The sequence below is a fragment of the Nocardiopsis sp. NPDC050513 genome, assembly GCF_044457925.1.
GTDB lineage: Bacteria > Actinomycetota > Actinomycetes > Streptosporangiales > Streptosporangiaceae > Nocardiopsis.
Window position 1 is genome coordinate 372,478 of record NZ_JBITHK010000007.1, and the last position, 11,432, is coordinate 383,909.

Here is an 11,432-nt window from a genome sequence, read left to right on the forward strand (position 1 = left end):
CCCCCCCCCCCCCCCCCCCCCCCCCCCCCCCCCCCCCCCCCCCCCCCCCCCCCCCCCCTGGCCCCCCCCCCCCCCCCCGGGGGGCCGGGGGGGGGGCGGCGCCCCGCCCCCCCCCCCCCCCCCCCCCCACGGGAGCGGCTCCCGGACCGGTCTCCGGGGGCCGCTAACCTCTACCAGGTGAGTAACGGGGGACCAATCGCATGACGGTGACGCAGACCACCACGGAGGACCGCCTGCGCGGGCTCCGCGCCTGGCAGCGGGAAGCGTTCGAGGAGTACTTCCGCCGGGAACCACGCGACTTCCTGGCCGTGGCCACGCCCGGCGCGGGAAAGACGACCTTCGCCCTCACCCTGGCGAGCGAACTCCTCAGGCGGCACGCGGTCCGCGCGATCACGATCGTGTGCCCGACCGAGCACCTGAAGAAGCAGTGGGCCGAGTCGGCCGCCCGCTTCGGCATCCCCATCGACCCCGAGTTCCGCAACGGCCAGGGCGCGCTGGGCCGCCAGTACATCGGTGCCGCGGTCACCTACGCGCAGGTCGCCGCGCACCCGATGCTGCACCGCAACCGCACCGAGGCGCGCAAGACGCTGGTCGTCTTCGACGAGGTCCACCACGCCGGCGACGCGCTGTCCTGGGGCGACGCGGTCCGCGAGGCCTTCGACCCCGCCGCGCGGCGGCTCAGCCTGACCGGAACCCCGTTCCGCTCCGACATCAACCCGATCCCCTTCGTGGACTACGTCCAGGACGGGAACGGGGTGCGCCGGTGCTCGTGGGACTACAGCTACGGCTACGCCCCCGCCCTGGAGGACGGGGTCGTGCGACCGGTCATCTTCATGGCCTACTCCGGGGAGATGCGCTGGCGCACCCGCGCGGGCGACGAGCTCGCCGCGCGCCTGGGCGAGCCGCTCACCCAGGACGCGCTCTCCCAGGCCTGGCGCGCCGCCCTCGACCCCAAGGGCGACTGGATCAAGAAGGTGCTGCAGGCCGCCGACCGACGTCTGACGGAGGTCCGCAAGACCCACCCGGACGCGGGCGCCCTGGTCATCGCCAGCGACCACGAGAATGCCCGCGCCTACGCGCGCATCCTGCGTCAGATCACCGGCAAGGGCGCGACCGTCGTGCTCTCCGACGACCCCACCGCCTCGAAGAAGATCTCCCGCTTCTCCGCGGGGGACGACCGCTGGATGGTCGCGGTGCGCATGGTGTCGGAGGGCGTGGACGTCCCCAGGCTCATGGTGGGCGTGTACGCGACCTCCACCAGCACCGCCCTGTTCTTCGCGCAGGCCATCGGCCGTTTCGTGCGCGTGCGCAAGCGCGGCGAGGTCGCCTCCGTGTTCCTGCCCTCGGTGCCCACGCTGCTGGAGTACGCGGGCGAGATGGAACGCGAGCGCGACCACGTCCTGGACCGGCCTCCCTCGGACGAGGAGTATCCGGAAGAGGACCTCATGAAGGAGGCCAACCGCAAGCGCGACACCCCCGAGGCGGGGGAGGAACTGCCGTTCGAGACGATGGAGTCCGCGGCCGAGTTCGACCGCGCGCTCTTCGACGGCAACGAGTACGGCAGCGTGCCCGGGTCCACCGAGGAGGAGGACTTCCTCGGGCTTCCGGGTCTGCTGGAGCCCGACCAGGTCTCCCAGCTGCTGCGCAAGCGCAACGCCGACCTGAGGGCCAGTGAGATCAAGGCCAGGCGCACGACCGGGAAGGAGCCCGACGAGGGCCCCACGCACGAGGTCGTCGCCGAACTGCGGCGCGAGCTCAGCGGACTGGTCGGCGCGTGGCACCACCGCACGGGCAAGCCCCACGGCGTCATCCACAACGAGCTGCGTCGGGCCTGCGGCGGCCCGCCGGTCGCCCAGGCCTCGCCGACGCAGATCCGCGAGCGCATCGCCAAGCTCCGCACCTGGGCGGTCGGCCGGAAGTAGCCGGGATCGGGCAAACACTTCGCAAGTTCGCGCACGGCTGATCGGCGGAGAGTGTTCGTATCGCTACAGTCCGTGTGGTGATTCGACGAAGCTCTAGCGGTGGCGCAGCCGCACTGTGGTCCGGAATGGTCGTGTGCGGGATCGCCCTGGCGGGGATCGTGGCGGGTACCGCGTACCGGCCCGCCGACGCCGGGGACGGCCCGGGGACGACCGTGGCGGCGGGGAGTCGACTCGACTCCTGCGACTCCTCGACCCTCGACGCCCGGCTGGCCAACCCGGGCCAGGCCGCCCAGTTCCCCGAGAGCGGCGACGTCACGCCGCAGCAGGCTGCCGAGTACGAGCGGCTCCTGCGCGAGGCGATGCTGCCCCTGCGCGGCCAGCAGGCCGAGCCGACGCGCGAGGTCCCGGTGGTCGTGCACGTCATCTCGGCCTCGGACGGGCGCGGCGCCGTCGGCGAGTGGCAGGTCAAGCGGCAGATCGACGTGCTCAACCGGGCCTACCGCGGCGGCTACGCCTTCGGCGGCGAGGGGGCCGACACGGGCTTCCGCTTCCACCTGCGCGACATCACCCGCACGGTGAACGACACGTGGTTCCGCGACTTCAGCCGCCACCGCGACGAGGTCCGCGCGAGCCTGCACCGGGGCGGCGCGGAGACGCTCAACCTCTACACGACCCGACTGGACACCGGGCTGCTCGGGTACTCGACCTTCCCGCAGAACCAGAAGCAGGCGCCGGAGCAGGACGGCGTGGTGGTCGCCTACGACACGCTGCCCGGCGGCGACCGGAACCGCTTCAACGAGGGCCACACCGCGACCCACGAGATCGGCCACTGGCTGGGCCTGTTCCACACCTTCCAGAACGGGTGCGACGACCCGGGCGACTACGTGGACGACACCGCCTTCGAGCGCGAGGCCGCCTCCGGCTGCCCCCGAGGACGCGACACCTGCCGCAGGCAGCCGGGCGACGACCCGGTCACGAACTTCATGAACTACTCCGAGGACGCGTGCATGACCCACTTCACCCGTGGCCAGGGCCAGCGCATGGTCGACCACTGGATGGCGTTCCGGTCCGGGAAGGGAAGGGGCGAGTCCGACCCCCGCACGGCCGCCGCCCCGCCCTCCGCCTCGGAACGCGGACCGTCCGTGGACGTCCGCGCCGCCGTCGCTCCGGACGGACGCGTCGAGGTCAGCACCTCGCTGCGGTAGCGGCTCCGGCGCGGCCCGGCCCTGCGGGGAGACCCCGCCGGACCGGGCCGTTCCCGCGTCCTCGGCCGCGGGGCCGTGCACCAGGGCGGACCAGGCGCGCCGCTAGGCTGTGAGCATGGCAGCGAACACCTACCTGACCGGGATCAAGCCCACCGGTGACTTCCACCTGGGCAACTACGTCGGCGCGATCAAGCCCGCCCTCGCGGCGGCCCGCGAGTACGACACGTACTACTTCATCGCGGACTACCACGCGCTCAACACCGTCACGGACGCCGAGGAACTCCGGCACAGCATCCGGTCGGGGGCTGCCACCTGGCTCGCGTGCGGGCTCGACCCCGAGCGGACCATCGTCTACCAGCAGTCCCGCGTGCCGGAGACGTTCGAGCTCACCAGCATCCTCGGTGCCCTCACCCCCAAGGGCCTGATGAACCGCGCCCACGCCTACAAGGCCGCCCGCGACCGCAACGTCGCCGCGGGCGTCACCGACCTGGACGCCGGGATCAACATGGGGCTGTTCAACTACCCCATCCTCATGGCCGCCGACATCCTCGTCATGGAGGGCACGCACGTGCCCGTCGGCCGCGACCAGACCCAGCACCTGGAGTACACCGCCGACATCGCCGGGTACTTCAACCACCGGTTCGGCGAGGCGTACAGCTTCCCGATCCCCAAGGGCGTCATCGACGACAGCGAGGCGAGCATCCTGCCCGGCGTCGACGGCCGCAAGATGAGCAAGTCCTACGACAACCACATCCCGCTGTTCCTGCCGGAGAACAAGCTCAAGAAGGCGATCCGCCGCATCCCGACCGACTCCACCCCGGTCGAGGACCCCAAGGACCCGGACGGCTCGGTCCCCTTCCAGCTGCTCCAGCACTTCGCCGACGCGCAGACCGTCGAGGACGTGCGCAAACGGCTCGAGGCGGGCGGCATGGGCTGGGGCGAGCTCAAGAACGAGCTGTTCGAGGCGGTCAACGCCGAGATCGGCCCCAAACGGGAGCGCTACGAGGAGCTCATGGCCGACCCCGGGCGGATCGACGCGGTCCTGATCGAGGGCTCCGAGCGCGCCCGCAAGCGCGCCCGCGCCACCATCGACAAGGTGCGCGCCGCCATCGGCGTCGCCTGACCGCGCGCCGAGACGCACGCACCCCCCGGAGGGCGGACCTCAGCCGACCAGGGGCTCGCCCTCCAGCTCCACACCGGCCGCGCGCAGCCGCACCAGGGCGGCGTCCACCGTCGGCCGCGCCACCCCGGCGGTCAGCCCGAGCCGGACCCGAGTACGGAACCCCTCGGCGACGGCGTCCAACGCGGTCGCGCGGACGCAGTGGTCGGTGGCGATGCCCACCAGGTCGACCTCGTCGATCCCGCGCCCGCGCAGCCAGTCGGCCAGGGACGTGCCGTCGCCTGTGACGCCCTCGAAGCCGCTGTAGCCGTCCGCGTACTGGCCCTTGCTGAAGACCGCGTCCACGCCGGCGGTGTCGAACGCCGGATGGAAGTCCGCCCCGGGCGTCTCCGCGACGCAGTGCCTGGGCCAGGTGCGCACGTAGTCCGGCTCGTCGGAGAAGTGCGCGCCCGGATCCACGTGCCAGTCGCGGGTGGCGACCACGGCGCCGTAGTCGTCGGCGTGCGCACGCACGTACTCGGTGACGGCCGCGGCGGTGTCCGCGCCCCCCGCCACGGCCAGGCTGCCGCCCTCGCAGAAGTCGTTCTGCACGTCCACCACGATGAGTGCCTTCATCGCCGCTCCCTCACATCCTTCGTTCCTAAGTCACTGGTGGAAGACGGTGGGCAGCGCCGCGTCGCCGCGCGACATCCGCAGCGCCTCCTCCGGGAGCTCGGACAGCGTCTCCCGGTGCCGTTGGCGCGCCTCGTGCACGCTCTCGTGTCCGACCACCTCGCCCCCGACCACCAGCGGGCGCAGCAGCGGGCGGGTGCCCCTGCCGCCCGACGGCTCGTGGGTGTACACGTCCTCGCTCACGGCGCTCCCGCGGTCGTCCAACCGGCGCACCGCCCACTTGCGTCCGCCCCGGCTCGGCTTGCCCACCGACCGCTTGGCGACCGGTTCCAGGGGCGCGTCCGGGGCCGTGTCGCGCGCCCGGGCCACCAGCTTGTACACGAGGGACACCGTGGGCGCGCCCGACCCGGTGACCAGGGCGGTGCCCACGCCGTAGCCGTTCACCGGCGCCACCGCCAGCGCCTGGACGGAGTGCTCGTCCAGGTCGCCGGTGACCACGATCCGGGTCTCGTCGGCGCGCAGTGCGTCCAACTGCGCGCGGACCCGCCCGGCGGTCGCGGCCAGGTCGCCCGAGTCGATGCGCACCGCGCCCAGCTTCGGCCCGGCCAGCTCCACGGCGGTGCGCACGGCCCGCTCCACGTCGAAGGTGTCGACCAACAGCGTGGTCTCCGGACCCATCGACTCCAGCTGCGTCTGGAAGGCCTGCCGCTCGCTGTCGTGCAGCAGCGTGAACGCGTGCGCGGCGGTGCCGCCGGTCGGAATCCCGTAGGTCCGTCCCGCCTCCAGGTTCGACGAGGTGGCGAACCCGGCGATGTAGGCCGCCCGGGCCGCCGCGACCGCCGACCGCTCGTGCGTGCGGCGCGAACCCATCTCGATCAGCGGTCGCTCGCCCGCGGCGACCACCATGCGCGAGGCGGCGGAGGCTATCGCGCTGTCGTGGTTGAACACGGCGAGCGCCAGGGTCTCCAGGACGACGGCCTCGGCGAAGGACGCCTCCACCACCAGGATCGGGGAACCGGGGAAGTAGGCCTCACCCTCGCCGTAGCCCCACACGTCCCCGGAGAACCGGTAGTTCGCGAGCCAGTCCAGGGTCCGCTCGTCCACCACGCCCCGGTCGGACAGGAAGTCGAGTTCGGCCGTGCCGAAGCGGAAGCGCTCCAGCAGGTCCAGGAACCGCCCGGTTCCGGCCACGACCCCGTACCGGCGCCCCTCCGGTAGCCTGCGTCCGAACATCTCGAACACCGACCGGCGTCCGGCGGCCCCGCTGCGCAGGGCACCCTGCACCATGGTCAGTTCATAGTGGTCGGTGAGCAGCCCGTTGCTGCTGTCCTCGCTCATGGGCACGAGCCTAGTTCTTGCGCCGCCGTGCTTCTGAGGCCGCCCCACCAGCGGCGAGTCAACCGGCGGAGTGGGGCATCTCATCAATACCCATTTGGTTGGTAGGGAACAGGATGTGGGTACCCTGGATCGCATGCTGAGGATTGATCGCTCGATCTACGACCAGATCGTCGCCCACGCCCGCCGCGACCACCCGGACGAGGCGTGCGGCGTCGTGGCCGGTCCCGAGGGCTCCGACCGCCCCGAGCGGTTCATTGAGATGATCAACGCCGAGCGGTCCCCGACCTTCTACCGCTTCGACTCGCTCGAACAACTGAAGGTCTGGCGTGAGATGGACGACAACGACGAGGAACCCGTCGTGGTCTACCACTCGCACACCGCCACCGAGGCCTACCCCTCGCGCACCGACATCTCCTACGCATCCGAGCCCGGCGCCCACTACGTGCTCGTGTCCACGCGCGAGCCGGACACCGTCGAGTTCCGTTCCTACCGGATCGTCGACGGCGAGGTCACCGAGGAGCCGGTGGAGATCACCGGCGGCGACCAGGGCGGCCAGTAGGGCCGTACCAGCGGGGCGGCCGACCGGAATGGGAGCGGCCGGGCCCCTGTTGGGAATGAACGCACAACAACGACCGCTAACGGAGACACCTTCATGGCCATCGAGGTCCGCATCCCCACCATCCTCCGCAACCTGACCGACGACGCCAAGGTCGTCGAGGGCTCGGGCGACACCCTCGGCGCGCTCTTCCAGGACCTGGACAGCCGTTTTCCCGGCATCGGTGAGCGCCTGGTGGACGGCGGCAAGCTGCGCCGCTTCATCAACGTCTACCTCAACGACGAGGACGTCCGTTTCGTCGGCGGACTGGAGGCCAAGCTCTCCGACGGCGACAACGTGACCGTCCTGCCGGCCGTGGCCGGCGGCAGCCGCTAGGCCGGTCATGCGCTACGACTCCCTGCTCGACTCCCTCGGCGGCACGCCGCTCGTCGGCCTGCCCCGCCTGTCGCCCTCGCCGGACGTCCGGCTGTGGGCGAAGCTGGAAGACCGCAACCCCACCGGCTCGATCAAGGACCGCGCCGCGTTCTTCATGATCGAGCAGGCCGAGAAGGACGGGCTGCTCTCGCCGGGCTGCACCATCCTGGAGCCGACGTCGGGGAACACCGGCATCTCCCTGGCCATGGTCGCGAAGCTGCGCGGCTACCGCATGGTCTGTGTCATGCCGGAGAACACCTCCGCCGAGCGCAAGCAGCTGCTGAGCATGTGGGGCGCCGAGGTCCACTACTCCGACGCGGCGGGCGGGTCCAACGAGGCCGTGCGCGTCGCCAAGGAGATGGCGAGGGCCAACCCGGACTGGGTGATGCTCTACCAGTACGGGAACCCGGCCAACGCCCGGGCCCACTACGAGACCACCGGGCCCGAGATCCTCGCGGACCTGCCGGAGATCACCCACTTCGTGGCGGGACTGGGCACCACCGGCACCCTCATGGGGGTGGGACGGTACCTGCGGGAGAACAAGCCGGACGTGCGGATCGTCGCGGCCGAACCGCGTTACGGAGAACTGGTCTACGGCCTGCGCAACCTGGACGAGGGGTTCGTCCCCGAGCTGTACGACGAGCAGGTGCTGACCACGCGCTTCTCGGTCCCCTCGGACGCGGCGCTCAAACGGACCCGGGAGCTCCTCGACCTGGAGGGCATCTTCGCGGGCATCTCCACCGGCGGCGCCCTGCACGCGGCCCTGGGGGTGGCGCGCAAGGCCGAACAGGCGGGGGAGCGCGCGGACATCGTGTTCGTCATCGCCGACGCCGGGTGGAAGTACCTGTCCACCGGGGCCTACGAGGGGACGCTCGACGAGGCCGAGGAGCGGCTGGAGGGCCAGCTCTGGGCCTGAGGCCCGGGGGACGCGACCGCGCTGGCGGCGGTCGGTCCGCCCTGGCCGGGAGGGCCGGCGCACCGCACGGGGCGCCGGCCCTCGGTGCGTCCGGCGGGTGCCGCAGCCCCCGGTGCCGACGGCACCTGTGCGGTGACCGAACCGGACACCAATGGTCAGGTCGTGTGAAAAATTCACACGTGACGCACGTCGCCTGAGATGCAGGCCACATTTTGTACCACCTGGCCGGGCATTGGGGTACACCCGTAACAACGGGACATCCGCAGAACCAGCCGCCATCCGCGCCCAGCGTCGCCACGGACGACGGGGGCGCCACGGATGCCGTGCGGCCCATCGAGAAGGCGACGACGACGTGCGACTCACGATTATCGGGTCCTCGGGGAGCTTCCCCGGGCCGGACAGCCCGGCCTCCTGCTATCTGGTCGAGGTGGACGGATACCGCCTGCTCCTCGACATGGGCAACGGGGCGCTGGGCGCGCTCCAGCGGCATGTCGACATCTACTCCGTGGACGCGGTCTACCTGAGCCACCTGCACGCCGACCACTGTTTCGATCTGTGTTCCTACTGGGTCGCGCGCATGTTCCCGCCCGGCGGCCTCAAGCCCCGCATCCCCGTCTACGGCCCCCAGGGCGTGGCACTGCGGATGGCCGAGGCGTACGGTCTCGACCCCGACCCCGGGATGACCGAGGCCTTCGACTTCCACGAACTCACCGTCGGCGACTTCCGGATCGGTCCGTTCGCCGCCCGGGTCGACAAGGTCAACCACCCCGTGGAGGCCTTCGGGATCAGGCTGGAGCACGAGGGCCGGACCCTGGCCTACTCCGGGGACACCGGGGCGTGCGACTCGCTGATCGACCTGGCCGCCGACACCGACCTCTTCCTGTGCGAGGCGGCCTTCCAGGACCACCGGGAACACCCCAAGGACATGCACCTCACGGGGAGCGAGGCGGGCGAGCACGCGAGCCGGGCCCGCGCGCGCAAGCTGCTTCTGACCCACCTCGTGCCGTGGAACGACGACGAGGTGACGCTCACCGAGGCGCGGTCCACCTACGACGGGCCGATCGGGCTGGCGCGCAGCGGCGAGACCCACATCGTCGGGGCCTGACGGGACCGGAGCACCGGGGGCACGGAGACGGAACCCGGCCGCGGTCGGCACGCGGCCCGCGGACGAACGCCGGCGAAGGTGGCGAAGGGCACGTCGACCCGCGCGGTGGACAGTTCGCGACTCCCGCACCGAAGGACAGCCCGCGGATATACGCTTCTTTCCATGGCTCGACCTGACGGACGCGTTCCGACCCAACTCCGACCCGTGACCATCACCCGCAACTGGCTCCGCCACGCGGAGGGTTCCGCACTCATCGAGTTCGGCGACACCAGAGTCCTGTGCGCGGCCAGCGTCGAGGACGGTGTGCCGCGATGGCGACGGGGCACCGGCGAGGGGTGGGTCACCGCGGAGTACGCGATGCTCCCCCGCGCCACCGACACCCGGGGCGCCCGTGAGTCCGTCCGGGGCAAGATCGGCGGCCGCACCCACGAGATCTCCCGCCTCATCGGCCGCTCCCTGCGTGCCGTCGTGGACTTCAAGGCGATGGGCGAGCACACCATCACCCTGGACTGCGACGTGCTCCAGGCCGACGGCGGCACCCGGACCGCGGCGATCACCGGTGCCTACGTGGCCCTGGCCGACGCGATGAAGTGGCTGCGCAAGCGCCGCAAGCTGAAGAACAACCCGCTCACCGGTTCGCTCGCCGCGGTGAGCGTCGGCGTGGTGCAGGGCCAGCCCCGGCTGGACCTCAACTACCTGGAGGACTCGGTCGCCCAGACCGACATGAACGTCGTCGTGACCGGCGAGGGCAAGTTCGTCGAGGTGCAGGGCACCGCCGAGGGCGCCCCCTTCGACCGGGAACTCCTCGACTCCCTGCTCGACCTCGCCGTCAGCGGCTGCGAGGAGCTGACCGCGATCCAGAAGAAGGCGCTGGCGGAGTGACCGCGGCGAACACGGCGGACTCCACGGGCCCGGTGCGCGGGCGCGTGGGCAGGCGGATCGGCGAAGTCCCGGGAGGAGGTGGACGGGTGCGACTCGTACTGGCCACCCGCAACGCCAAGAAGGTCCCGGAGATGCGGGACATCCTGGCCGAGGCGGGCGTGGAGGCACAGGTCCTCGCGCTCGACTCCTTCCCCGACGCTCCGGACGTCCCCGAGACCGAGCCGACGTTCATGGGCAACGCGCTGCTCAAGGCCCGGGCGATCGCCGCGCACACGGGGCTTCCCGCGGTGGCGGACGACTCCGGCCTGAGCGTCGACGAACTCCAGGGGATGCCCGGCGTGCTGTCGGCACGCTGGTCGGGGCGGTTCGGCGTCGAGGACCGCGACGGAGCCAACCTCGACCTGGTGCTCGACCAGCTCGCCGACACCCCGGCCGAACGCCGGGGCGCGCAGTTCGTGTGCGCGGCGGCGCTGGTCATGCCGGACGGTGTGGAGATCGTGGCCGAGGGGGTCCTGCGTGGCCGACTCCTGCGGGAGCGCCGGGGGGAGAACGGGTTCGGCTACGACCCGGTGTTCGTCCCCGAGGGGCACACGAGGACCACGGCTGAGATGTCCGCGCGGGAGAAGAACGCGATCAGCCATCGCGGCATCGCGTTCCGCACGATCGCCCGGGAGCTCGCCGAGATGATCTGAGCGCGCCGCTCCCGCGCGCCACCGGTGCCGGGGAGCGGCGGGGACGAACGCACGCGGGGCGGTCGCGGGGCGGAAGCCTCGGAGCCGCCCCGCGTTCGCGCTGGCGGGGGGCACGAGTTCCTCCGGAGGAATCTGGGATCCGGGGGTTTGAGCCAGGGGCGAGCGGGGGAGGATGGATCTTGCCTGGATATGGTCCAGGTCACAGACAGCCGGTCTCCGGAAGGAGATCGACTCGCCCGGAGGCGCCGCTAGTCCACGACCCGGTCGCCAGGATGACGATCGACGTGGGACGTCCGAGAGATGAGGGTTACCCTTCACCGAACGGATGGAGTTGACGCTTCCGGGCCCATTGTCTAGACTCGGCAAGTCTTCGTGGGACGGCGAGCGACGGTCAGTCGACTCGGACCCGGGCCGCGATCCATAGACCTCCTCCCAGTCACACCGGTCCGAGCACGTGCTCGGTGCGGGTAGGATCGGGAAGCCGCCTCAGAAATCCGAATGGACGTTTTGGTCCGTTGCGGGTGACGGAGGCAAAACGGACGCTTTACCCCGTTCGGTTGATCCGAAACCGCCGGTTTGGCGGGGCACGGAACACCTGATAAAGTAAAGACACAACAAAGCGGAAACGCAGACGCCTTCCACGGAAGAGCGACCGGACACACGATCCACC

Annotated in this window: 11 protein-coding genes; 9 read left to right on the forward strand and 2 right to left on the reverse strand. The window is 71.4% G+C overall.

Annotation, left to right across the window (positions count from 1 at the left end; translation table 11 throughout):
* Positions 1 to 200 precede the first annotated feature (200 nt).
* The 3 genes from ACIBFB_RS15775 to ACIBFB_RS15785 all read left to right on the forward strand — a co-directional run bounded on the left by ACIBFB_RS15775 (position 201) and on the right by ACIBFB_RS15785 (position 4,250).
* Positions 201 to 1,922, forward strand: a complete 1,722-nt coding sequence (locus tag ACIBFB_RS15775; RefSeq protein WP_397230561.1) for a DEAD/DEAH box helicase — start codon at positions 201 to 203, stop codon at positions 1,920 to 1,922.
* 131 nt (positions 1,923 to 2,053) lie between these two features.
* Entirely contained in the window at positions 2,054 to 3,127 is a 1,074-nt protein-coding gene (locus ACIBFB_RS15780; RefSeq protein ID WP_397230626.1) for a zinc metalloprotease, read from the forward strand.
* A 115-nt stretch (positions 3,128 to 3,242) separates the two neighbouring features.
* Entirely contained in the window at positions 3,243 to 4,250 is a 1,008-nt protein-coding gene (locus ACIBFB_RS15785) for a tryptophan--tRNA ligase (RefSeq protein ID WP_397230563.1), read from the forward strand.
* A gap of 39 nt (positions 4,251 to 4,289) precedes the next feature.
* Here the strand turns inward: ACIBFB_RS15785 and ACIBFB_RS15790 are convergent, their stop codons facing one another.
* Together ACIBFB_RS15790 and ACIBFB_RS15795 are read right to left on the reverse strand one after the other, a co-directional pair.
* Complete coding sequence (locus ACIBFB_RS15790) at positions 4,290 to 4,862, reverse strand: nicotinamidase (RefSeq protein ID WP_397230565.1); 573 nt, start codon at positions 4,860 to 4,862, stop codon at positions 4,290 to 4,292.
* A gap of 30 nt (positions 4,863 to 4,892) precedes the next feature.
* Positions 4,893 to 6,197, reverse strand: coding sequence for a nicotinate phosphoribosyltransferase (locus ACIBFB_RS15795; protein WP_397230567.1), 1,305 nt, complete (start codon positions 6,195 to 6,197; stop codon positions 4,893 to 4,895).
* Positions 6,198 to 6,330: 133 nt separating this feature from the next.
* On the opposite strand from ACIBFB_RS15795, the gene ACIBFB_RS15800 reads away from it, so the two are divergent.
* From ACIBFB_RS15800 to rdgB, 6 genes are all read left to right on the forward strand, one after another.
* Entirely contained in the window at positions 6,331 to 6,756 is a 426-nt protein-coding gene (locus ACIBFB_RS15800; RefSeq protein WP_397230569.1) for a Mov34/MPN/PAD-1 family protein, read from the forward strand.
* Between the two features lie 93 nt (positions 6,757 to 6,849).
* Positions 6,850 to 7,128, forward strand: coding sequence for a MoaD/ThiS family protein (locus tag ACIBFB_RS15805; protein WP_397230571.1), 279 nt, complete (start codon positions 6,850 to 6,852; stop codon positions 7,126 to 7,128).
* A 7-nt stretch (positions 7,129 to 7,135) separates the two neighbouring features.
* Positions 7,136 to 8,083, forward strand: coding sequence for a PLP-dependent cysteine synthase family protein (locus tag ACIBFB_RS15810; RefSeq protein WP_397230573.1), 948 nt, complete (start codon positions 7,136 to 7,138; stop codon positions 8,081 to 8,083).
* A gap of 352 nt (positions 8,084 to 8,435) precedes the next feature.
* Positions 8,436 to 9,188, forward strand: a complete 753-nt coding sequence (locus ACIBFB_RS15815) for an MBL fold metallo-hydrolase (RefSeq protein WP_397230575.1) — start codon at positions 8,436 to 8,438, stop codon at positions 9,186 to 9,188.
* A 162-nt stretch (positions 9,189 to 9,350) separates the two neighbouring features.
* Positions 9,351 to 10,070: a ribonuclease PH gene (gene rph / locus ACIBFB_RS15820; protein WP_397230577.1), complete on the forward strand. Its 720-nt coding sequence runs from the start codon at positions 9,351 to 9,353 to the stop codon at positions 10,068 to 10,070.
* Positions 10,071 to 10,156: 86 nt separating this feature from the next.
* Entirely contained in the window at positions 10,157 to 10,762 is a 606-nt protein-coding gene (rdgB, locus tag ACIBFB_RS15825; protein ID WP_397230579.1) for an RdgB/HAM1 family non-canonical purine NTP pyrophosphatase, read from the forward strand.
* Positions 10,763 to 11,432: the final 670 nt, after the last annotated feature.

Coding starts and splice junctions, on each gene's coding strand:
- ACIBFB_RS15775 (WP_397230561.1), top strand. CDS start 201: ATGACGGTGACGCAGACCACCACGGAGGACCGCCTGCGCGGGCTCCGC.
- ACIBFB_RS15785 (WP_397230563.1), top strand. CDS start 3,243: ATGGCAGCGAACACCTACCTGACCGGGATCAAGCCCACCGGTGACTTC.
- ACIBFB_RS15790 (WP_397230565.1), bottom strand. CDS start 4,862: ATGAAGGCACTCATCGTGGTGGACGTGCAGAACGACTTCTGCGAGGGC.
- ACIBFB_RS15795 (WP_397230567.1), bottom strand. CDS start 6,197: ATGAGCGAGGACAGCAGCAACGGGCTGCTCACCGACCACTATGAACTG.
- ACIBFB_RS15800 (WP_397230569.1), top strand. CDS start 6,331: ATGCTGAGGATTGATCGCTCGATCTACGACCAGATCGTCGCCCACGCC.
- ACIBFB_RS15805 (WP_397230571.1), top strand. CDS start 6,850: ATGGCCATCGAGGTCCGCATCCCCACCATCCTCCGCAACCTGACCGAC.
- ACIBFB_RS15810 (WP_397230573.1), top strand. CDS start 7,136: ATGCGCTACGACTCCCTGCTCGACTCCCTCGGCGGCACGCCGCTCGTC.
- rph (WP_397230577.1), top strand. CDS start 9,351: ATGGCTCGACCTGACGGACGCGTTCCGACCCAACTCCGACCCGTGACC.